This is a genomic window from Pseudomonas sp. NPDC089395, assembly GCF_044749525.1.
GTDB lineage: Bacteria > Pseudomonadota > Gammaproteobacteria > Pseudomonadales > Pseudomonadaceae > Aquipseudomonas.
The window spans coordinates 17,413-40,450 of record NZ_JBIVID010000021.1; the positions used below are offsets into that span (position 1 = coordinate 17,413).

At 63.3% G+C, this 23,038-nt stretch carries 17 protein-coding genes; 13 read left to right on the forward strand and 4 right to left on the reverse strand.

What is annotated here, in order from left to right; translation table 11 throughout:
* Nucleotides 1-4: 4 nt before the first annotated feature.
* Nucleotides 5-2,455 carry a penicillin-binding protein 1A gene (locus ACIPZG_RS26125; protein ID WP_400718309.1) on the reverse strand — a complete coding sequence of 817 codons (2,451 nt, stop codon included), beginning with the start codon at nt 2,453-2,455 and terminating at the stop codon, nt 5-7.
* A gap of 181 nt (nt 2,456-2,636) precedes the next feature.
* Here ACIPZG_RS26125 and pilM point away from each other — a divergent pair, with 181 nt between their 5' ends.
* The 11 genes from pilM (at nt 2,637) to ACIPZG_RS26180 (ending at nt 17,622) form a co-directional block, all read left to right on the forward strand.
* Complete coding sequence (pilM, locus tag ACIPZG_RS26130; RefSeq protein WP_400718278.1) at nt 2,637-3,491, forward strand: type IV pilus biogenesis protein PilM; 855 nt, start codon at nt 2,637-2,639, stop codon at nt 3,489-3,491.
* Nucleotides 3,491-4,027 (forward strand): PilN domain-containing protein, encoded by a 537-nt coding sequence (locus ACIPZG_RS26135; RefSeq protein WP_400718280.1) that lies wholly within the window; start codon nt 3,491-3,493, stop codon nt 4,025-4,027. Before pilM ends, ACIPZG_RS26135 begins: the two co-directional genes overlap by 1 nt.
* 155 nt (nt 4,028-4,182) lie before the next feature.
* Complete coding sequence (locus ACIPZG_RS26140; protein WP_400718282.1) at nt 4,183-5,022, forward strand: pilus assembly protein PilP; 840 nt, start codon at nt 4,183-4,185, stop codon at nt 5,020-5,022.
* Complete coding sequence (locus ACIPZG_RS26145; protein WP_400718311.1) at nt 4,973-6,220, forward strand: type IV pilus secretin PilQ; 1,248 nt, start codon at nt 4,973-4,975, stop codon at nt 6,218-6,220. Before ACIPZG_RS26140 ends, ACIPZG_RS26145 begins: the two co-directional genes overlap by 50 nt.
* Nucleotides 6,221-6,224: 4 nt before the next feature.
* Nucleotides 6,225-6,743 (forward strand): shikimate kinase AroK, encoded by a 519-nt coding sequence (aroK, locus tag ACIPZG_RS26150; protein ID WP_400640204.1) that lies wholly within the window; start codon nt 6,225-6,227, stop codon nt 6,741-6,743.
* A 94-nt stretch (nt 6,744-6,837) separates the two neighbouring features.
* The gene (gene aroB / locus ACIPZG_RS26155; RefSeq protein ID WP_400718285.1) at nt 6,838-7,935 is read left to right on the forward strand and encodes a 3-dehydroquinate synthase; all 1,098 of its coding nucleotides are present in this window, start codon (nt 6,838-6,840) and stop codon (nt 7,933-7,935) included.
* A 15-nt stretch (nt 7,936-7,950) separates the two neighbouring features.
* Nucleotides 7,951-9,552, forward strand: a complete 1,602-nt coding sequence (locus ACIPZG_RS26160) for an SPOR domain-containing protein (RefSeq protein ID WP_400718287.1) — start codon at nt 7,951-7,953, stop codon at nt 9,550-9,552.
* Between the two features lie 373 nt (nt 9,553-9,925).
* Nucleotides 9,926-14,371, forward strand: coding sequence for a glutamate synthase large subunit (gene gltB / locus ACIPZG_RS26165; RefSeq protein ID WP_400718290.1), 4,446 nt, complete (start codon nt 9,926-9,928; stop codon nt 14,369-14,371).
* Nucleotides 14,372-14,477: 106 nt separating this feature from the next.
* Nucleotides 14,478-15,896: an FAD-dependent oxidoreductase gene (locus ACIPZG_RS26170; protein ID WP_008093019.1), complete on the forward strand. Its 1,419-nt coding sequence runs from the start codon at nt 14,478-14,480 to the stop codon at nt 15,894-15,896.
* A gap of 196 nt (nt 15,897-16,092) precedes the next feature.
* Entirely contained in the window at nt 16,093-17,157 is a 1,065-nt protein-coding gene (gene hemE, locus ACIPZG_RS26175; RefSeq protein WP_008093137.1) for a uroporphyrinogen decarboxylase, read from the forward strand.
* Between the two features lie 117 nt (nt 17,158-17,274).
* On the forward strand, nt 17,275-17,622 hold the full coding sequence (locus ACIPZG_RS26180) for a YgiW/YdeI family stress tolerance OB fold protein (protein WP_400718292.1): 348 nt from the start codon (nt 17,275-17,277) through the stop codon (nt 17,620-17,622).
* A 101-nt stretch (nt 17,623-17,723) separates the two neighbouring features.
* On the opposite strand, the gene ACIPZG_RS26185 is transcribed toward ACIPZG_RS26180, so the two are convergent.
* Nucleotides 17,724-18,968 (reverse strand): MFS transporter, encoded by a 1,245-nt coding sequence (locus tag ACIPZG_RS26185; protein WP_400718294.1) that lies wholly within the window; start codon nt 18,966-18,968, stop codon nt 17,724-17,726.
* Between the two features lie 108 nt (nt 18,969-19,076).
* Here ACIPZG_RS26185 and ACIPZG_RS26190 point away from each other — a divergent pair, with 108 nt between their 5' ends.
* Both ACIPZG_RS26190 and ACIPZG_RS26195 read left to right on the forward strand, forming a co-directional pair.
* On the forward strand, nt 19,077-19,976 hold the full coding sequence (locus tag ACIPZG_RS26190) for a LysR substrate-binding domain-containing protein (RefSeq protein WP_400718297.1): 900 nt from the start codon (nt 19,077-19,079) through the stop codon (nt 19,974-19,976).
* 162 nt (nt 19,977-20,138) lie between these two features.
* Entirely contained in the window at nt 20,139-20,912 is a 774-nt protein-coding gene (locus tag ACIPZG_RS26195) for a ParA family protein (RefSeq protein WP_008093147.1), read from the forward strand.
* Here ACIPZG_RS26195 and trxC read toward each other — a convergent pair.
* Both trxC and selO read right to left on the reverse strand, forming a co-directional pair.
* A complete protein-coding gene (gene trxC / locus ACIPZG_RS26200) occupies nt 20,909-21,343 on the reverse strand; it encodes a thioredoxin TrxC (RefSeq protein WP_400718299.1) in 435 nt (144 codons plus the stop codon). The genes ACIPZG_RS26195 and trxC overlap by 4 nt on opposite strands.
* Nucleotides 21,344-21,399: 56 nt before the next feature.
* Nucleotides 21,400-22,860, reverse strand: coding sequence for a protein adenylyltransferase SelO (gene selO / locus ACIPZG_RS26205; protein ID WP_400718302.1), 1,461 nt, complete (start codon nt 22,858-22,860; stop codon nt 21,400-21,402).
* Between the last annotated feature and the right edge of the window lie 178 nt (nt 22,861-23,038).

The window sequence follows — 23,038 nt, forward strand, 5'->3', positions numbered from 1 at the left end:
AATGTCAGAACAGATCCATCGGCGTCGCTTCATCCGCCGGTAGCGGGCTGCCCGGTGCCACGCCATTGCCCAGCTCATCCACCGACGGCGGCGAGTCTTCGGCCTTGAACAGCTCGAAGTAGGCATTCGGCGTGCTCGGCGAAGCCGCACGGCCACTGATCGGGTCGACGCGCAGGCTGAGGATGCCTTCCGGCTCGGCTGGCGGGTGGTTCGGCTTGTCCTTGAGCGCCGCACCCATGAAGCTCATCCAGATCGGTAGTGCCACTGTGCCGCCATACTCACGGCGGCCCAGGGTTTCCGGTTGGTCGAAGCCGACCCACACCGTGGTGACATAGTCGGCGTTGTAACCGGAGAACCAGGCGTCCTTGGATTCGTTGGTGGTGCCGGTCTTGCCTGCCAGGTCGGTACGGCCCAGGGCCAGTGCACGACGCCCGGTGCCCCGCTTGATCACATCCTGCAGCATGCTGGTGAGGATGTAGCTGGTGCGGCCGTCGATGATTTGCTCGGCCGCTACCGGTACCTGCGGTGCAGGTGCAACCTGGCCATAAGCCGAGGGGGCTTCGCCGGGCAGCGACGCCGTGCTGATCGGCTGTTCCGGTGCCGCCAGGCCTGCGTGGTCTTCGCTGGCTTGTGGCACGCGTGCCGGGTTGGCGGTGAACAGCGTCTCGCCGTTGCGGCTTTCGATGCGGTCGATCAGATAAGGGTTGATCTTGTAGCCGCCGTTGGCAAAGGTGCTCCAGCCCGTGGCGATCTCCATTGGGGTCAGGGTCGCGGTGCCCAGCGCCAGGGACAGGTTTGGCGGCAGGTCCTGCTTGTTGAAGCCGAACTTGGCGATGTAGTCGATGGTGCGGCCCACGCCCATGGCCTGCAGCAGGCGAATCGATACCAGGTTGCGCGACTTGTACAGTGCTTCGCGCATGCGGATCGGGCCAAGGAAGGTGTTGGTGTCGTTCTTCGGTCGCCAGACCTTGTCCAGGTACTCGTCGACGAACACGATCGGGGCATCGTTCACCAGGGTCGAAGCGGTATAGCCGCTGTCCAGCGCCGCGCTGTAGATGAACGGCTTGAAGCTCGAGCCTGGCTGACGCTTGGCCTGCATGGCGCGGTTGTAGTTGCTCTGCTCGAACGAGAAACCGCCGACCAGGGCGCGGATAGCGCCGTTGTAAGGGTCGAGCGTAACCAGTGCGCTCTGGGCCCCCGGCACCTGGCTGAACTTGAGCTTGCCGTCGTCCAGGCGCTGCAGGCGCACCAGGTCACCGACCTTGGCCACATCCGCCGGCGATTGCGGCGCACGGCCCTGCGAGTTGCTGCTGAGGAACGGGCGGGCCCACTTCATGGTTTCCCAGGCCACGTGCTCTTCCTGGCCGCTGCGGGTCAGGACCTGGATCCCGTTCTTGTCGACCTGAGTGACGATTGCCGGCTCCAGGCCGCCGAGGGTGCGCTGCTTGTTCAATTCCTGCAGCCAGGCAGCCTGGGTCTTGCCCGGGAAGCGCGCTTCGGGGCCGCGGTAGCCGTGGCGCTCATCGTAGTCGGAAAGGCCGTTGAGGACCGCCTTGTTGGCCATTTCCTGCATGTCGCTCGGCACCGTCGTGGTCACGCGGAAGCCTTCGGTGTAGGCATCGCTGCCATAGCGTCCGACCATCTCTGCACGGGCCATTTCGGCGACGTAGGGCGCGTTCACTTCCGGGGTGGGCACGTGATAGCTGGCATTGAGCGGCTCGGCCAGAGCGGTTTGATAGCTGGCTTCGTCGATCTTGCCGAGCTTGTACATGCGGCCGAGGATCCAGTCGCGACGCTCTTTCGCCCGCACCGGGTTAGCCAGCGGGTTGAAGCGCGAGGGCGCCTTGGGCAGGCCGGCGATCATCGCCATCTGCGCCAGGCTCACGTCGCGGATCGACTTGCCGTAGTAAACCTGCGCGGCGGCGTCGATGCCGTAGGCGCGGTTGCCCAGATAGATCTTGTTGACGTACAGCTCAAGGATCTCGTCCTTGGTCAGCTCACGTTCGATCTGCAGGGCCAGGAGAATTTCGTTGGTCTTGCGCGAGAAGCTGCGCTCGCTGGTGAGGAAGAAGTTCTTCGCCACCTGCATGGTGATGGTGCTGCCGCCGGTCTGGATGTGACCGGTTTTCACCAGCTGTGTCGCAGCGCGCATCAGGCTGCTCGGATCGACACCGTAGTGATTGAGGAAATTGTCATCCTCGGCTGACAGAAGCGCCTGGATGAATTGTGGGGGGATTTCCGCGAAGCGGATCGGCGAGCGGCGCATTTCGCCGAACTCGGCAATCAGCTTGCCGTCGCTGCTGTACACCCTGAGGGGGATCTGCAACTGGATGCTTCTGAGCGAATCGACCGACGGCAGGCTGGGGCTAAGATACAGAAACGCACCGCTCACGCCGAGTACGAGCGAGCAAATGACTGCGACGAAAGACCACCAGAAGAACTTCAGCAGGCGTATCAAGGCTTTTGGGTGTCCAGATTGAAGGGTGAATTGCGCACGGGGCCGGCGGACGAAAAACGCTGGGCATTATAAGCATTTTTCGCCTCGCCGGGTGACCGGCCAGGTGGCCCGCTGTACCGCCTGGCCGTGAACGGCTGGCGCTGATGCGGGTTTTTGGGGCAGCAACGAGGGAACAGCGATGCTTGGACGCTGGGGCAGGGATGCCGGTTCATTGCTGGGGGTGGAAATCACCTCTGATTCGATACACATGCTGCAAGTACGCCGGCATCGCGATCGCTGCGAGCGGGTCGCCTGGGCGCTTGAGCCATTCGAGCCGTTCGCTGGGGGCCACTGGTGGCAGGACCCAGACCGCATCGAGGCGGCCCTGCGGGGCGCTCATCGACGCTGTGGCGGCCGCCAGCGTCGGGTTGCGGTGGCGCTGCCTGCCTCGCAGGTGATCTGCAAACTATGCCAATTGCCCGCAAGTCAGACCGCAGCGCAGATGGAGGCTCAATTACTGGCCGACGCCGACACCTTGTTCCCCTTTCCTCTGGACGACCTGGTGATCGATTTCCATGCCATGGGCGCGTCGATGGGGCGATCGGGCTACCGGGATGTCATGGTGGCCGCTTGTCGACAAAGCACATTGCAGCCGCTCGAGGCACTGTTCGAGGCCGCTGGGCTCCAGCTGGATGCCGTGGAAGTCGACAGCATCGCCTTGCGGCGTTTGCTGCCGCAGCCCTTTACAGGTGCTTTGGCGCTGCTCCGCCTCGAACCTGACGGGATAACGCTGCATGGCTGGAAGCAGGATGGGTTGCCACAACGGCGCGAATTGCCTGCGCACGCTTCAGCGGAGTGGCTTGCCGAGTGGGTTGTCGACGAGCTGCAGGTGGATGAAGTCCTTGTATGCGGTGCTGCGCTGGGTGAACACGGTCGGTTCGTTGAGCTGAGCCGCCAGTTGAAAGTGCCGTGCCGCCCTTTGCCAACGGTCGCTGGGCTCGACTGCAACGATTGCAGCCTGGCTTGCGCGCTGGCGCTGGGAGGGTTGCGCTGATGGTGCGTCTGAACCTGATGCCATGGCGTGAGCGGCAGCGCCTGGCGGCGTTGCGGCGACTCCGATTGATGCTGCTTGGCAGCATGTTCGTGGGGCTTTGCGCCGTACTGCTCATGGATCAGTTGGTGCGCGAGCGTGCGCAGCGGCAGTCTATCGACAACAGCAACCGCCAAGCCGCCATGGCGGAGCTGGATGCGCAGCTGGCGCAACTGGCCCCTATCAACCGGGCTTATGAGGCGGCGCGGTCGCAAGCTGCGGTGCTGGCTGCCCTGCGGGCAGACCAGGGGCTTGTGACCGCGTTGTTCGCCGACCTGGAGCGGGCATTGCCGGAAGGTATCCAGCTGACAGAGCTCAAGCTCGAGCATTCGCGCCTGCGCCTTGTCGGCCTGGCTGCTTCGGGCGCGGTGGTGGCGCAGCTCATGCGCGAGCTTGAGCACTCCAATTTCTTGCTCGACCTTGCACTCGAGCGCGTGAAAAGCACGGACGAGGGCGATGAGTTTCTGTTGGTGGCACGATTGTCGGCGGCTTGGTCGTGAGCCCGCAGGTCTGGAAGCTATGGGTCGAACGCTCGCGAATTTCCGGGTATTGGCTGCCCTTGATCACGGCAGGGGTGGTACTTGCCCTCGGTGCCATGGTTCGCATGCCTGAGTGGCGGCACATTCAAACGGCTGGGCAGGCAATGCAGGAGGCCTTGGCGCTCGAACTGGCAAGCAAGGCCAGCCAGGTGTCCGGCTTGAGCCAAAGCCGTGCTGCCCTGGACGAGGCCGAGCAACTGCTGCAGAACGCCCGCTGGGAACTGGCGGCGGGCGATCGCATGAGTGATCTGCTCGAACAGCTGGCGCTCTCGGGGCATGCGCTGGGGTTGCAGTTCGAACAGTTGAACATACTTGAAGAGGTGCATAAGCCTGGATATCGGCAAACCCCGATGGATGTGCAAGTAGTCGGGCGTTATCCGGCGTTGCGTATGTGGCTGGACGACTGGCTTGGGCAAGTTCGCTTGTTGCGTGCCGAGGAAATGCATTGGGTCGCCGCCAAAGGCAGGCCCGGGTTTTTACGACTGCGTCTGCGAGTGAATGCCTACCAGGCTGATGCGCCGGTGCCCGAGCCCGCCTCGTTGGCGCAGATACCCGCCTGGGCGCCTGTACAGGTCGCAGACTTCGATCCCTTTGCTGCCTGGTCAGGGCGAACCTCCCGAAAAGGCTTGGGTGAGATCCCGCTGGCACAATTGGAAATGGTCGGCAGTTTGTCGCGCAGAGGGGAGCATGAGGCGCTGCTGGCGACTGCCGGACGGTTGTATCGTGTGCGCCGAGGCGAGCGCCTGGGGCGCGATGATGGCGTGGCGGTGCGCATCGATGAGCATCAGGTGGAGGTGCGCGAACGGTTGTTCGTGGCCGGCGAGTGGCGCGAGCGCACCACGTTCTTGGCGCTCAGGAAGGGCGCTGGCAGGGAGGCAAGTGGTCATGAAATGGCTGGCGATAGTGATGGTGGCGATGCTGATACCGGTTCAGCCGGGGCTGGCAGCGTCTTATAGGGGGGAGCCTGTTTCGTTGAATTTCCAGGATGTCGAGGTGCGTTCGGTGCTTCAGGTCCTGGCGGATTATGCAGGCATCAACCTGGTGGCCAGTGACCAGGTGCAAGGCAATATCACCCTGCGTTTGCAGGACGTTCCTTGGGATCAGGCCCTGGCGCTGGTGTTGCGGAGCAAGGGGTTGGCGCGGCGAGAGGAAGGCAATGTCTTGCTGATCGGGCCCGCGGGTGAGTTGGCTGAACAGTCGCTCGGCGAGTCCTATGGACAGGCCCTCGATGCCCAGTTGCAGCCCTTGCGCCGGGAGTTGATGCCAATCCATCACGCCAATGCCTCGGAGCTGGCGGAGGTGTTGCTGGCGACGCTTGCCGACGACGGCATCCTCACCGGTCGCGGTAGCCTGAGTGTCGATGCTCGTACCAATACCTTGCTGGTGCACCAACCCGAACAGCGCCTCGTCCAGTTGCGGCAACTGGTTACGCAACTGGATGTGCCGGTGCGCCAGGTGGCGATCGAAGCGCGCATCGTCGAGGCCAATGTCGATTATGAAAAGAGCCTGGGTGTGCGCTGGGGAGGTGCCCTGCATGAAGAGGCTGCGCAGTTGGGCAGGGATGTGTTCGTCGATCTGGGCGTGGAGAGGGCCGGCGCTGGGGTAGGCTTGGGCCTGTTGCGTGGAGGCGTACTGCTGGACCTTGAACTCAGTGCCATGGAAAAGAGCGGTAATGGCGAGATCATTTCGCAACCCAAAGTGGTCACCGCAGACAAGGAAACGGCCCGGATCCTCAAGGGCACCGAAGTGCCATACCAGGAGACCAGCAAGAGCGGCGCCACCTCCGTTTCCTTCCGAGAGGCCTCGCTGTCGCTTGAAGTCACCCCGCAGATTACCCCCGACGGCAAGGTCATCATGACGGTCAGGGTGACCAAGGACGAGCCCGACTTCGTCAATGCCCTGAACGACGTGCCGCCGATTCGCAAGAACGAGGTCAATGCCAAGGTCCGTGTGGCCGATGGGGAAACCATCGTCATTGGCGGCGTGTACTCGACCTCGCAAAACAATGTGGTCGACAAGGTGCCATTTTTGGGCGATCTGCCGTATGTTGGGCGGCTGTTTCGACGCGATGCATTACAAGAGAAAAAATCCGAGCTGCTGGTCTTCCTGACTCCGCGTATCATGAGTGACCAGGCGATTGCTGTGAGTCGTTGATTCTGTGCGAAATTTGATACTTGTAGGGCCCATGGGCGCTGGAAAGAGCACCATCGGGCGCCTGTTGGCCAAAGAGCTGCGCCTGCTGTTCAAAGATTCCGACAAGGAAATCGAACTGCGAACCGGCGCCAACATTCCGTGGATCTTCGATAAAGAAGGCGAACCGGGCTTCCGTGACCGTGAGCAAGCGATGATCGCCGAGCTCTGCGCGCTCGATGGCGTGGTCGTGGCGACCGGTGGCGGCGCAGTCATGCGCGCGGAAAACCGCCAGGCGCTGCATGCGGGCGGACGGGTCATTTACCTGCATGCTTCGGTGGAGCAGCAAGTCGGGCGCACCGCGCGCGATCGCAACCGCCCGTTGCTGCGCACCGCCAACCCGGAGGCGACTCTGCGCGCCCTGCTGGAAACGCGCGACCCGCTCTACCGTGAGATCGCCGACCTGGTGGTGGAAACCGACGAACGGCCGCCGCGCATGGTGGTGCTCGATATTCTCGAACGCTTGCAGCAGTTGCCGCCCCGCTAAGCCGGGACTATTCTCGGCCAGCGCCGAGGCGAGGTTCAACGTTACCGCGTGGGTCGCATCCATGACGCCGCGCCCAAGTACATTGTGGGGATACATGCAGACACTAAAGGTCGACCTGGGCGAGCGCAGCTACCCGATCTACATTGGCGAAGGCTTGCTGGACCAACCCGAACTGCTGGCGCCGCACATCGCCGGGCGGCAGGTTGCCATCGTTTCCAATGAAACCGTCGCGCCTCTGTATCTCGAACGCCTGAGCAAGACCCTGGGTGCCTATTCGGTGCTGCCAGTGATCCTCCCGGATGGCGAGGCCTACAAGAACTGGCAGACCCTGCAGCTGATCTTCGACGGCCTGCTCACCGCACGGCATGACCGCCGTACCACCGTGGTCGCCCTTGGCGGCGGGGTAATCGGTGACATGGCGGGCTTCGCAGCGGCCTGTTACCAGCGCGGTGTCGATTTCATTCAAGTGCCCACCACCCTGTTGTCCCAGGTCGATTCCTCGGTCGGCGGCAAGACGGGTATCAACCACCCGCTGGGCAAGAACATGGTCGGTGCGTTCTATCAGCCCAACGCGGTGCTGATCGATACCACCAGCCTCAAGACCCTGCCCCAGCGCGAGCTGTCGGCTGGCCTGGCCGAAGTGATCAAGTACGGTCTGATCTGCGACGAGCCGTTCCTCGGCTGGCTCGAAGACCACATGCAAGCTCTGCGCGCCTTGGAGCCCGCGGCCCTGACCGAAGCGATCCGCCGCTCATGCGCGGCCAAGGCCGCCGTGGTCGGCGCCGATGAGCGCGAATCCGGTGTGCGGGCGACCCTGAACCTTGGGCATACCTTCGGGCATGCCATCGAAACGCACATGGGCTACGGCGTCTGGTTGCACGGCGAAGCCGTGGCAGCGGGCACGGTGATGGCCCTGGAGATGTCAATGCGCCTGGGCTGGATCGACCAGCCCGCGCGCGATCGAGCAATCCGCCTGTTGCAGGACGCAGGTTTGCCGGTGGTGCCACCACAGGAAATGACCCCGGCGCATTTCATGGAGCATATGGCGGTCGACAAAAAGGTGCTCGACGGTCGCCTGCGGCTGGTGCTGTTGCGCCGGCTGGGCGAAGCCGTGATCACCGACGACTATCCGAAAGAGATTCTTCAGGCCACGCTGTCGGCGGATTACCGCGCGATCGTGGCCCAGCTTTGAGGTTGTGACAGCGCAATGACCAGTTTGCATGCCGATGAGGCGTTTCTCGACCATTTCCAGTTGAGCCACGATCCGTTCGCGCCGCGCGTGCCCGGTTTCAAGTTCTTCCCCGCCCAGCGCAAGCCTGTGCTCGGTCAGTTGCATCACCTGGCCCGTTACAGCCAGCTGATGCTGGTGGTTACAGGCCCCGTAGGCAGCGGCAAGACCCTGCTGCGCCAGGCCTTGGTGGCCAGCACCAACAAGCAGTCGGTGCAAAGCGTGGTGGTATCCGCCCGTGGCGCCAGCGATGCTGCCAGTGTGTTGGGGCAGGTTGCCCAGTCGCTGGAAGTGGCCCAGCCCGAGGTTCAGGCCATTCTGTCCAAGGTGGTGCAGCTTGCCCTGACCGGACAGGAAGTCTATTTGCTGGTGGACGATGCGGAACAACTCGACGAGTCGGCACTCCAAGCGTTGCTGGAGCTGGCGGCTGGTGTCCCGGAGGGGCGCCCGCACGTGTTCCTGTTCGGCGAGCCGTCGCTGATTGCCGGGTTGGATGAGATCCATGTCGAGGAAGAGCGCTTCCATGTCATCGAACTCGCCCCCTACAGCGAGGAAGAGACCCGCGAGTACCTTGAGCAGCGTCTGGAAGGCGCCGGCCGGGGCATCGAGGTGTTCACCCATGAGCAGCTCGTCGATATCCATGAAAACTCCGACGGTTGGCCTGGCAACATCAACCAGGTCGCCCGCGATACCTTGATCGAAGCCATGATCGCCAGCCGCACCGCGGTCAAGCGACCATCCATGGGGTTCAAAATGCCTAAGAAACACGTGCTCGCGCTGTCCGCTGTCGTCGTGGTCGCTGTTGGCGCCGCGGTGCTCATGCCCAAGAAAGGCGACAAGGCTCCTGAGGCACCCGCTGCCCAGGCCCAGTTGCCATTGGGCGACAAATCGAACAACCCCGCCATCGAGTTCTCCGGCTCGTCGCAGCCGATGCCGCTGCCGCTGGTTGGCCAATCCCAGCCGGTGATGCGTGAGCCACTGGCTCAGGCTGCTGGCATGGGCGACGGCGAGGAGGGCGGCCCAGCCGACAATACCGCGCTGCAGCCTGGCAACCCGCCGCCGACCGTGACCACCACTGCACCACCGCAAGGCGTTGCCGCGGGCCCGGCGCCGACCCTGGCCCAGGCGACCCCTGTAGCACCGTCACAACCGGTTGCGCCTGTGCAAAAGCCTGTCGCAACTCAGCCGGCCAAGGCGGTTGCCCCTGCCAAGCCGACTCCGGCGCCGACCCAGGTCGCCACGGCCAAGCCGGCCGCCAAACCTGCTGAAAAACCGGCAGCCGGTGGCAGTGCCAGCGGTGGCTGGTACGCAGGTCAGAAGCCTGGCAACTATGTGGTGCAGATCCTCGGCACCAGCTCCGAGGCCTCGGCCCAGGCCTTCGTCAAGGCGCAGGGTGGCGACTATCGCTACTTCAAGAAAAACCTGCAGGGCAAGCCGTTGTATGTGGTCACCTATGGCAGCTTCGCCAACCGCGACGCCGCGGTAGCTGCAATCAAGAACTTGCCAGCGAAGGTCCAGGCTGGTAAACCTTGGCCACGTACCGTCGCCAGCGTCCAACAAGAGCTGGCTTCGGCCCGCTGATACCTTCCGGGCGGCAACACCCCGCTGCCCAGTGGCTGAGCGATTACTGACTTTCGTCTAGCCTGCTGCGCCTGAGCGCGGCAGGCTTTTCTGTCCCAGGCTGCCGGCCACAAGCCCTTCTTGCAGTCATGGCTGAAACGCTTCAGACTCGAGCCGAGTTCCTATCACGGCGTGCGGCGCAAAAACATTCAAAAATGCGACATAAATTTTCAATGGTGAGACATGAAAATTTGTGAGTATCGCTGTCGCTGTGCAACAATGGTTTTCCATGGCCACCGCAAAAAAGCTGGCATTTGATCGGCGTGGATGGTAAGTGGTTGTACTAAAAAGAGATTTGCCTCCGTTGAGAGGTGAACCTGGTGAGAAAGTGTCTATGAAAACAGGTCTGTACCATCCCGAAGAATTCAAGGACAACTGTGGCTTTGGCCTGATCGCCCATATGACGGGCGAACCGAGCCACCACCTTCTGCAAACCGCCATGCAGGCGCTGACCTGCATGACCCACCGCGGCGGGATCAACGCCGACGGCAAGACCGGTGACGGTTGCGGTCTGCTCATGCAGAAGCCCGATCAATTCCTGCGTGCCGTGGCCCAGGAACACTTCGCCGTCGAGCTGCCCAAGCAGTACGCCGTCGGCATGGTGTTCTTCAACCAGGACCCGGTAAAAGCCGAAGCCGCGCGGGCCAACATGGACCGCGAAATCGTCAATGCCGGCCTCACGCTGGTGGGCTGGCGCAAGGTCCCGATCGACACCACCGTGCTGGGCCGCCTGGCCCTGGAGCGCCTGCCGCAGATCGAGCAGGTGTTCATCGGCGGTGAAGGCCTGAGCGATCAGGAATTCGCGATCAAGCTGTTCAGTGCCCGTCGTCGCTCGTCCGTGGCCAACGCCCATGACGCCGACCACTACATCTGCAGCTTCTCGCACAAGACCATCATCTATAAAGGCCTGATGATGCCGCGCGATCTCGCGGCCTTCTATCCAGACCTGGATGACGAGCGCCTGCAAACCGCGATCTGCGTGTTCCACCAGCGCTTCTCCACCAACACCCTGCCGAAGTGGCCGCTGGCGCAGCCCTTCCGCTTCCTCGCCCACAACGGCGAGATCAACACCATCACCGGCAACCGCAACTGGGCCATGGCCCGTCGCACCAAGTTCGCCAACGACCTGATCCCCGACCTCGAAGAGCTCGGCCCGCTGGTCAACCGTGTCGGCTCCGACTCTTCGAGCATGGACAACATGCTGGAGCTGATGGTCACCGGCGGCATCGACCTGTTCCGTGGCGTGCGCATGCTGGTACCGCCAGCCTGGCAGAACGTCGAGACCATGGACGCCGACCTGCGCGCCTTCTACGAATACAACTCCATGCACATGGAGCCGTGGGACGGCCCGGCCGGTATCGTCATGACCGAAGGCCGCCATGCGGTGTGCCTGCTCGACCGCAACGGCCTGCGCCCGGCACGCTGGGTGACCACCACCAATGGCTACATCACCATCGCCTCGGAAATCGGCGTGTGGGGCTACCAGCCTGAGGACGTCCTGGCCAAGGGCCGAGTCGGCCCAGGCCAGATTCTTGCCGTGGACACCGAGACCGGCCAGATCCTCGACACCGATGCCATCGACGACCGTCTCAAGTCGCGCCACCCGTACAAGCGTTGGCTGCGTCAGCATGCCCTGCGCATCCAGGCGACCTTGACCGACGACCAGGGCGCGGCCAGCTACGACAGTGACCAGCTCAAGCAATACATGAAGATGTTCCAGGTCACCTTCGAAGAGCGTGACCAGGTGCTGCGTCCGCTCGGCGAGCAGGGCCAGGAAGCGGTAGGCTCGATGGGTGACGACACGCCGATGGCGGTGTTGTCCCAGCGCGTGCGCTCGCCTTATGACTTCTTCCGCCAGCAGTTCGCCCAGGTCACCAACCCGCCGATCGACCCGCTGCGCGAAGCGATCGTGATGTCGCTGGAAATCTGCCTGGGCGCCGAGCGCAATATCTTCCAGGAATCCCCGGAGCATGCCTCCCGGGTAATCCTCAGCTCGCCGGTCATCTCGCCCGCCAAATGGCGCTCGCTGATGAACCTGGAGCGCGAAGGCTTCGACCGCCACCTGATCGACCTCAACTATGAAGAGCGCGTCGGCCTGGAAGCGGCCATCCGCAACATCGCCGACCAGGCCGAGGAAGCGGTGCGCAGCGGCAAGACCCAGCTGGTGCTGAGCGACCGCTACATCGCCCCGGGTAAACTGCCGGTGCACGCATCGCTCGCCGTCGGTGCGGTACACCACCGCCTGACCGAGCAGGGCCTGCGTTGCGACAGCAACATCCTGGTGGAAACCGCCACCGCCCGTGACCCGCACCACTTCGCCGTGCTGCTGGGCTTCGGTGCCTCGGCCGTGTACCCGTACCTGGCGTATGAAGTGCTGGCTGACCTGATCCGCACCGGCGAAGTGCTGGGCGACCTGGACGAAGTCTTCAAGTACTACCGCAAGGGCATCTCCAAGGGCCTGCTGAAGATCCTGTCGAAGATGGGTATCTCCACCATCGCCTCGTACCGTGGCGCCCAGCTGTTCGAAGCCGTGGGCCTGGCCGAGGAAGTGGTCGGCCTGAGCTTCAAGGGCGTGTCCAGCCGCATCAAGGGTGCGCGCTTCGTCGACCTGGAAGGCGACCAGAAGCTGCTCGCCGCCGAAGCCTGGAGCGCGCGCAAGCCGATCCAGCAAGGTGGCCTGCTGAAGTTCGTCCACGGTGGCGAGTACCACGCCTACAACCCGGATGTGGTCAACACCCTGCAGGCTGCCGTGCAGCAGGGCGACTATGCCAAGTTCAAGGAGTACACCACGCTGGTCGACCAGCGCCCGGTGTCGATGATCCGCGACCTGCTGAAAGTGAAAGTGGCCGACCAGGCCCTGCCGCTGGATCAGATCGAGCCGCTGGATGCGATCCTCAAGCGCTTCGACTCCGCCGGTATCTCGCTGGGCGCACTGTCGCCAGAAGCCCACGAAGCCCTGGCCGAGGCCATGAACCGCCTGGGGGCGCGCTCCAACTCCGGTGAGGGCGGTGAAGATCCGTCGCGCTACGGCACCCTCCGCAGCTCCAAGATCAAGCAGGTGGCCACCGGCCGCTTCGGTGTCACCCCGGAATACCTGGTCAACGCCGAAGTGCTGCAGATCAAGGTTGCCCAGGGCGCCAAGCCCGGCGAAGGCGGGCAGCTGCCAGGCGGCAAGGTCAACGGCCTGATCGCCAAGCTGCGCTATGCCGTGCCGGGCGTGACCCTGATCTCGCCGCCGCCGCACCACGACATCTACTCGATCGAAGACCTGGCCCAGCTGATCTACGACCTCAAGCAGGTCAACCCGCAGGCCCTGGTATCGGTCAAGCTGGTTGCCGAAGCAGGCGTTGGCACCATCGCCGCTGGCGTGGCCAAGGCCTATGCCGACCTGATCACCATTTCCGGCTACGACGGCGGCACCGGCGCTTCGCCGCTAACCTCGATCAAGTACGCCGGCGCCCCGTGGGAACTGGGCCTGGCCGAAACCCACCAGACCCTGCGCGGCAACGACCTGCGCGGCAAGGTGCGGGTACAGACCGACGGCGGCCTGAAAACCGGCCTGGACGTGATCAAGGCGGCCATCCTCGGCGCCGAGAGCTTCGGCTTCGGCACCGCGCCGATGATCGCCCTGGGCTGCAAGTACCTGCGCATCTGCCACCTGAACAACTGCGCCACCGGCGTGGCCACCCAGAACGACAAGCTGCGCAAGGACCACTACATCGGCACCGTCGACATGGTGATCAACTTCTTCACCTTCGTCGCCGAAGAAACCCGCGAGTGGCTGGCCAAGCTGGGCGTGCGCAGCCTCGGCGAGCTGATCGGCCGCACCGACCTGCTCGACGTGCTGCCTGGCGACACCGAGCGCCAGCACCACCTGGACCTGACCCCGCTGCTGGGCAGCTCGCACATTCCGGCCGACAAGCCGCAGTTCTGCGAAGTCGACAAGAACCCGCCGTTCGACAAGGGCGAGCTGGCCGAGAAGATGGTCGAGATGGCCCTGCCGGCCATCCGTGACCAGGCCGGTGGCGAGTACGCGCTCGACATCTGCAACTGCGACCGTTCCATTGGTGCCCGTATCTCCGGCGAAATCGCCAAGCTGTACGGCAACCAGGGCATGGCCGACAAGCCGATCACCTTCCGCTTCAAGGGCACTGCAGGGCAAAGCTTTGGCGTGTGGAACGCCGGCGGCCTGAACCTGCACCTGGAAGGCGATGCCAACGACTACGTCGGCAAAGGCATGACCGGTGGCAAGGTCACCATCGTGCCGCCTGCGGGCAGCCCGTTCAAAACCCAGCTCAGCGCCATCGTTGGCAACACCTGCCTGTATGGCGCCACGGGCGGCAAGCTGTTCGCCGCCGGCACCGCGGGCGAGCGCTTCGCTGTGCGAAACTCCGGCGCCCACGCGGTCGTCGAGGGGACTGGCGATCACTGCTGTGAATACATGACCGGTGGCTTTGTCTGCGTTCTGGGCAAGACCGGTTACAACTTCGGTTCTGGCATGACTGGCGGCTTCGCCTACGTGCTCGACATGGACAACTCCTTCGTCGACAAACTCAACCACGAGCTGGTGGAAATCCAGCGCATCAGTGGTGAGGCGATGGAGGCTTACCGCAGCCACTTGGCGCGGGTCCTTGCCGAGTACGTGGAGGAGACCGGCAGCGAGTGGGGGCGTGAGCTCTCGGAGAACCTGGACGACTACGTGCGGCGCTTCTGGCTGGTCAAGCCGAAGGCGGCCAACCTCAAGCAACTGCTGTCCAGCACCCGTGCCAACCCGCAGTAACAACAGCTGCAAGTGACGGCCCCGTGCGCGGGGCCCGTCGTGCTCAAGTGATCGTCTTGCAGCTTGCAGCCCAAGGCTGGCAACTGCGGTAAAGAGGTTTTGAAAAATGGCTGAACGTCTGAACAACGACTTCCAGTTCATCGAAGTGGGCCGCAAGGACCCGAAGAAAAAGCTGCTGCGCCAGCGCAAGAAAGAGTTCGTGGAAATCTACGAACCCTTCAAGCCGCAGCAATCCGTGGAGCAGGCGCACCGCTGCCTGGGCTGCGGTAACCCGTACTGCGAATGGAAGTGCCCGGTGCACAACTTCATCCCCAACTGGTTGAAGCTGGTTTCCGAAGGCAACATCCTGGCGGCGGCAGAGCTTTCGCACCAGACCAACACCCTGCCGGAAGTGTGCGGCCGCGTGTGTCCGCAGGACCGCCTGTGCGAGGGTGCCTGCACCCTGAACGACGGTTTCGGCGCGGTGACCATCGGCTCGGTGGAGAAGTACATCACCGACACCGCGTTCGCCATGGGCTGGCGCCCGGACATGTCCAAGGTCAAACCGACCGGCAAGCGCGTCGCGATCATCGGTGCAGGTCCTGCGGGCCTGGGCTGTGCCGACGTGCTGGTGCGCGCTGGCGTGACCCCGGTGGTGTTCGACCGCAACCCGGAAATCGGCGGCCTGCTGACCTTCGGCATCCCTGAGTTCAAGCTGGAAAAGACCGTGCTGAGCAATCGCCGCGAAGTCTTCACCGGCATGGGCATCGAGTTCCGCCTGAACACCGAGGTGGGCAAGGACATCACCCTGGAGCAGCTGCTCGCCGAGTACGACGCCGTGTTCATGGGCATGGGCACCTACACCTACATGAAAGGTGGCTTCCCGGGTGAAGACCTGCCGGGCGTGCATGACGCGCTGGACTTCCTGATCGCCAACGTCAACCGCAACCTGGGCTTCGAGAAGTCGCCGGAAGATTTCGTCGACATGCAGGGCAAGAAGGTGGTGGTACTGGGCGGTGGCGACACCGCGATGGATTGCAACCGCACCTCCATCCGTCAGGGCGCCAAGGCGGTGACCTGCGCCTACCGTCGAGACGAAGCCAACATGCCGGGCTCGCGCAAAGAGGTCAAGAACGCCAAGGAAGAGGGCGTGAAGTTCCTCTACAACCGCCAGCCTATCGCCATTGTCGGCGAGGACAAGGTCGAAGGCGTGAAGGTGGTCGAGACCCGTCTCGGCGAGCCGGACGCCCGTGGCCGTCGCAGCCCCGAGCCGATTCCAGGGTCTGAAGAGATCCTGCCGGCCGATGCCGTGGTGATCGCCTTCGGCTTCCGCCCAAGCCCAGCGCCGTGGTTCGAGCAGCATGGCATCCAGATGGACAGCCAGGGCCGTGTGGTGGCGCCGGAGAAGGGCAAGTTCAAGCACCAGACCAGCAACCCGAAAGTCTTCGCCGGTGGCGATATGGTGCGCGGTTCGGACCTGGTGGTGACCGCCATTTTCGAAGGGCGGACCGCTGCCGAAGGCATCCTGGACTATCTCGAAGTCTGATTTTGGCTGAACCGGCCTCATCGCCGGCAAGCCGGCTCCCACAATACCTGTGGGAGCCGGCTTGCCGGCGATGAGGCCGGTTTTGTATACAAAACTGCGTGATCCAACGCATCCAATAGACAAAACGCATGGTCTCAGCCGTGCCTTTTGCGCTGGCGTCTGAGAAAATGCCCGCACTTTTTTTCCGGATGCCGACATGACTGCCCTGAAGAACGATCGTTTCCTGCGTGCACTGCTCAAGCAACCCGTAGACGTCACCCCGGTGTGGATGATGCGCCAGGCTGGCCGCTATCTCCCGGAGTACCGCGCCAGCCGCGCCAAGGCCGGTGACTTCATGAGCCTGTGCATGAACCCGCAGTTCGCCTGCGAGGTCACCCTGCAGCCGCTGGACCGCTACCCGCTGGACGCGGCGATCCTGTTCTCGGACATCCTCACCATCCCCGACGCCATGGGCCTTGGCCTGTACTTCGAAACCGGCGAAGGCCCACGTTTCAAGAAAGTCATCAGCACCCCCGCCGACATCGAAGCGCTGCCGATCCCTGACCCGCAGAAAGACCTGGGCTATGTCATGGACGCGGTCAGCACCATCCGCCGCGAACTCAATGGCCGTGTGCCGCTGATCGGTTTCTCCGGCAGCCCATGGACCCTGGCCACCTACATGGTCGAAGGCGGCTCGTCCAAGGACTTCCGCAAGACCAAGGCGATGGCCTACGACAACCCGCAAGCCCTGCACCTGCTGCTGGACAAGCTGGCCCAGTCGGTCACCAGCTACCTCAACGGCCAGATCCTCGCTGGCGCCCAGGCCGTGCAGATCTTCGACACCTGGGGCGGCAACCTGTCGGCGGCGGCGTACCAGGAATTCTCCCTGGCCTACATGCGCAAGATCGTCAGCGGCCTGATCCGCGAGCACGAAGGCCGCAAGGTGCCGGTGATCCTGTTCACCAAGAACGGCGGCCTGTGGCTGGAAAGCATCGCCGAAGCCGGCGCCGACGCGCTGGGCCTGGACTGGACCTGCGAGATCGGCGATGCGCGCCGCCGTGTCGGTGACAAGGTGGCACTGCAGGGCAACATGGACCCGACGGTGCTGTATGCCAAGCCAGAAGCGATCCGCGCGGAAGTGGCGCGTATTCTTGCCAGCTACGGCAAGGGCACGGGCCACGTGTTCAACCTGGGGCATGGCATCACGCCGGAAGTCGACCCAGAGCATGCGGGCGTGTTCATCAACGCCGTGCACGAGCTGTCGGCGCAGTACCACCAGTGATCTGATGGCAGATACAGAAAACCCGGCCTGGCGCCGGGTTTTTTTATGGCATTAAGTTTCAATTCAGCGATCGTCGTTAATCTGGTCCCATCGAAACCGAAACAGGACCCGATTCCCATGAAAGCACGTTACCTCGCCCTGATCCTTGCCCCGCTCTTCAGCACCGCTGCCCTGGCAGCCGGTTATACCGGCCCGGGTGCCCAGCCAGTGACCAGTGTGGCTGCTGCCAATGATGCCGCCGATGACACGCCGGTAGTGCTGCAAGGCTTTGTGACCAAGAAGATCAACAACGACGACAAGTACGAGTTCAAGGACAACACCGGCACGATCACTGTTGAAATCGATGATGAGGACCTGCCGCCGACGCCGTTCAACGAGAAGACCAAGGTCAAGCTGACCGGCGAAGTGGAGAAGCACCTGATGAGCCGTGAAGTGGATGTGGATATTGTCGAGATCGTGAACTGATCCGAAGGCCCTATCGCCGGCAAGCCGGCTCCCACACCGATCACCGCTGACCTTGTGGGAGCTGGCTTGCCAGCGATGGGCTGCAAAGCAGCCCCAAATGCTCAGGCCTTCTTGGGCTCCAGCCTGCTCAGGTGCAACGCCACCATCAACGCCACCGCCAGCAAGCTGCCAATGAAAAGCCCGATACCGTTCCACCCCCAGTGATGCCAGAACACCCCACCCGCCGTACCCGCCACGCTCGACCCCGCGTAGTAGCAGAACAGGTACAGCGACGAGGCCTGCCCCTTGGCCTTCAGCGCCCGCCGCCCAATCCAGCTGCTGGCCACCGAGTGCGCACCAAAGAAACCGAAGGTGAACACCAGCATGCCCAGGATTATCAGCACCAGAGGCGTTGCCAAGGTCATCAGCAAGCCGCCCGCCATCACCACGATACTGGCCCAGAACACCTTGCGCCGACCCAGCTTGTCGGCCAGGGCGCCGACCTGCGCCGAACTGTAGATGCCCGACAGGTACACCACCGACAGCAAGCCGACCAGCGCCTGGTTCATGTGGTAGGGCCCCGCCAGCAGGCGGTAACCGATGTAGTTGAACAGGGTGACGAAGGCACCCATCAGCAGGAAGGCCTCAAGGAACAACCACGGCAGGCCGGCATCCTTGAAGTGCATGACGAAGCCATCCAGCAGCCTGCGGGGCTTGAGCGATTGCGCGCGGAAGTTGCGCGATTCCGGCAGCACCTTCCAGAACACCAGCGCCGCCACCAGGGCCAGGCCGCCGATGATCAGCATTGCCATGTGCCAGCTGACGAAGTCGATCAGTACCCCCGTGATCAGGCGGCCGCTCATGCCGCCGATGGCATTGCCGCCAATGTACAGCCCCATGGCCAGGCCGATGTGCTGTGGATGGATCTCCTCGCTCAGGTAGGTCATGGCCACGGCTGCCAGGCCGCTGAGCGACAGGCCGACCAGCGCCCGTGTCGCCAGTACCCATTCCCAGGTCGGCATGACCGCGCTGACCATGGTCGACAAAGCCGCGCACAACAGGGCGAAGACCATCACCGGCTTGCGCCCGATGCGATCGGAAATCGGCCCGGTGATCAACAGCCCGAACGCCAGCATGGCAGTGGATACCGACAGCACCAGGCTGCTTTGTGCGGCATTGATCGCATACTCCTGGGACAGCAACGGCATCATCGGCTGTACGCAGTACAACAAGGCAAAGGTGGCGAAGCCGCCGCTGAACAGGGCCAGCACGGTCTTCATGAAGGCAGGGGTGCCTTTTTCGATCCAGATGTCGTTCAGCGAGGCAGGTTCGGGGGCGGCGGGAAGGGGGGCTACAGCAGTTTTCACGGGCGGGTACCTCTCGTGCAATGCAAAAAGCTTATAGCTGGCTAATGATTAGATCCAATATATTGTTCGACCTGTTTGAGAGGTTTTGCGACCCAATCGGAGCTGATCATGGAACTGCGCCATTTGCGGTACTTCATCGCCGTTGCCGAAGAGCTGCACTTTGGCCGTGCAGCCCAGCAACTGGGCATTTCCCAGCCACCCCTGAGTCAGCAGATCCAGGCGCTGGAGCAGGAGCTGGGGGCGCGGTTGTTCGAGCGTACCAATCGTCGGGTCGAACTGAGCGAGGCTGGCAGGTTGTTCCTCGACGAGGCACGGCAGGTGCTGGCGCAGGTGGAGAAAGCGGCCGATGTGGCACGCCGGGCGCAATTGGGGGAGCTGGGCGAGATGAAGATCGGCTTCACCGCATCGGCGCCGTTCACCTCGAAGATTCCCAAGGCGATCCATGTGTTTCGCCAGCGTTATCCTGCCGTGCACCTGAGCCTCAAGGAAATGAGCAGCCGCGATGTGGCGGAGGGTGTGTTCGACGAGTCCATTGAAATCGGGCTGATGCGGCCAATGCCGCTGCCCGAAGGCCTGGTAGCCACCGAGCTGTTCCGCGAGCCTTTGGTGGCGGTGATCAATGCGTCGCATCCGCTGGCCGCGGGTACCGAACAGGGCGTGCACATGGCCGCGCTGGCCCATGAGCCTTTTGTGTTCTTCCCGCGCAGCTATGGCAGTGGTTTGTACGCCCAGCTGCTGAACCTGGCGCGGCAGGCAGGGTTCAGCCCGCACTTCACCCAGGAAGCGGGCGAGGCGATGACCATCATCGGGCTGGTGTCGGCAGGCCTTGGGGTGTCGGTATTGCCGGCTTCTTTCCAGCGTATGCGCATCGAAGGCGTGGTCTACAGGACCTTGCTCGACGAGGGCGCGACGTCGGCCGTGTGGCTGGTACAACGTGAGCGCGGCAGCTCGGCGATGGCCAAGGCCTTCGCCGAACTGGTCACCGACGCGACTTCCGCTATCAATTGAGGTGCAGCGGCCAGTGCCACGCGCCGAGCATCTCGGGCGGCGAGGGTGCACAGTTTTCGCGCGGGGCAGGGTAGCGTTGCCGTCAACGTCCGGCAAATGCCACTGGCCATTGCCGCCGCGCCGCCACATACTCGGTCATTCGTTGATACACGGAGGTCTCTCATGCGGCGCGTGGTGTTCAATCAGAAAGGTGGCGTAGGCAAGTCGAGCATCGCTTGCAACCTGGCGGCGGTCAGCGCCAGCGAAGGCTATCGGACCTTGCTGATCGACCTGGATTCTCAGGCCAACTCGACTCAATACCTGACCGGGCTCACCGGTGAAGACATCCCCATGGGTATTGCCGATTTCTTCAAGCAGAGCCTGTCCAGCGGGCCGTTCAGCAAGAAGAACAAGGTCGATATCTACGAAACTCCGTTCGACAACCTGCATGTGGTCACCGCCACGGCGGAGCTGGCCGACCTGCAGCCCAAGCTTGAGGCCAAGCACAAGATCAACAAACTGCGCAAATTGCTCGACGAGCTGGACGAGGATTACGAGCGGATCTACATCGACACGCCGCCTGCGTTGAATTTCTATGCGGTATCGGCACTGATCGCCGCTGATCGCGTGCTGATTCCTTTCGACTGCGACAGTTTCTCGCGCCAGGCCCTATATGGCCTGCTGGCTGAGATCGAAGAGCTCAAGGAAGACCACAACGAAGACCTGGTGGTCGAAGGGATCGTGGTCAACCAGTTCCAGTCCCGTGCCAGCCTGCCCCAGCAGATGCTCGACGAGTTGCTGGCCGAAGGTTTGCCGGTGCTACCGGTGTACCTGGGCAGTTCGGTGAAGATGCGCGAGTCGCACCACGCCAGCCTGCCGCTGATCCACCTGGAGCCACGGCACAAGCTGACCCAGCAGTTCGTCGAGTTGCATTCCCTGCTTGAAGAGAACGCCTAGACCCCCTGACTACGCAGCCACTCCAGCAACGACTGGAGTGGAAACGCTCCAGCCTGGCGGCTGACTTCGCGGCCATTCTTGAACAGGATCAGGCTGGGGATCGAGCGGATGCCCAGTTGCCCGGCCAGGTTGCGGTTGGCTTCGCTGTCGAGCTTGGCCAGGCGGCAGCGGCCTTTGAGCTGGCCGGCGGCCTGTTCGAAGGTGGGGGCGAAGGACTTGCACGGGCCGCACCAGTCGGCCCAGACGTCGACCAACAGCGGCAGGTCGCCTTTGATCTGGCTGGCGTAGCTGCTTTCGCTGAGGTCGAAGGGTTTGCCGAGCAGCACATCCTGTTTGCAGCGGCCGCATTTCGGGGCATCGCCCAGGCGCGTGGCGGGCAGGCGGTTGAGGCCGTTGCAGTGAGGGCAGGGGAGCAGTATCGGGTCGGTCATGTCAGTTCCTTGTGGTGTTTGATCGGGCCCTATCGCCGGCTTGCCGGTGATGAGGCCTATGAGGAGCAGCTGATTTCCAGATGCTTGCCCCACTCCGGTGGTCGCTCGGCATAGGCCTGCATCCCGGCTTGCTCCTCGAACGGCCGGCTCAGCACCTGATGCAGCCGACGCACTTCACTGTAATCCCCCGCTTCGGCCGCTTCGATGGCTTTCTGCGCCAGGTAGTTGCGCAGCACATACAGCGGGTTCACCGCATGCATGCGCTCGCGCCGCCCCTCGGCGTTGCCGGCTTCGCGCTCGCAGCGGGCCAGGTAGTCCGCACCCCAGGCGTCGAAACCGGCCAGGTCGATGAAGTCGTCGCGCACCACGGTGAGGGCAGCGGCCACGGGTTGATCGCCCAGCTTGCGGAAGAACAGGTTGTAGTCCACGCCGCCGCTCTGCATGCACTGCAGCAGGCGTTCGACCAGCGCCATGTCGTCGTCTTCGGCGGTGGTAAGGCCCAGGCGCCGGCGCATCAGGTCCAGGTAGTGGGCCTGGTACAGCGGCAGGAACAACCCCAGCGCTTCTTTCAGCGGATCGACCTCGATGACCGTGGTGAGCGCCTGGGCCAGTGCGCTGAGGTTCCAGTGGCCGATCGGCACCTGGTTGGCGTAGCTGTAGCGGCCGCGATCATCGGAATGGTTGCAGATGAAGTTGGCGTCGAAGTCGTCGAGGAACGCGTAGGGGCCGAAGTCGAAGGTGATGCCAAGAATCGACATGTTGTCGGTGTTCATCACCCCATGGCAGAACCCATAGGCCTGCCAGCGGGCGATGAGTTCGGCATTGCGCTCGACGATGGTGCGGAACATGGCCAGGTAGGGCTGTTCGGCATCGCGGCATTCGGGGTAGTGCTGCTCCAGCACGTAATCGATCAGCACCCGCTGCTGTTCAGGCTGCTTGGTGTAGTAGAAGTATTCGAAATGCCCGAAGCGCACGTGGCTCTGCGCCAGGCGCGTGAGCATGGCTGCACTTTCGCGGGTTTCGCGCCATACCGGGGTGCTCGAACCGATCACGCACAGTGCCCGACTGGTCGGGATGCTCAGCGCATGGAGGGCTTCGGAGGCGAGGAACTCGCGAATCGAAGAGCGCAGCACGGCGCGCCCGTCTCCCATGCGCGAGTACGGGGTCTGGCCGGCACCCTTGAGGTGCAAGTCCCAGTGCTCGCCCGCGTCGCTGAGCACTTCGGCCAGCAGCAGGCCGCGACCATCGCCCAGGCGTGGGTTGTAGGCGCCGAACTGGTGGCCGGAATAGACCATCGCCCGTGGGTCGGCCGCTTCCCAGAGTTTCTGGCCGCTGAACAGCTCGGCGAAGATCGGCAGCTCGGCTTGCGCGGGGTCGAGGTCGAGCAGGGCCATGGCCGACTCGCTGGCTACCACCAGGCGAGGGTCTGCGATGGGGTCGGGCAGCACCTGGGTGGAGAACGCGTCACCCAGGCGGGCGAAGCGGTTGTCGAAGCTGAGTTGGTCGAGGGCTTTCACGGGGCTGCTCCTGGGGATCGGTGCTTGGGGGCCGCTTGGCGGCCCATCGCGGATAAATCCGCTCCTACAGGCTCAGCGGTGAATGAGCTGCACCCCAAAAGTTGGACGCTGAGTGTGTAAGGCTACGCGGCCTGGGCTCTGTAAGCCACAGGGCTCAGGCCGCCGAGTTTCATCTTGA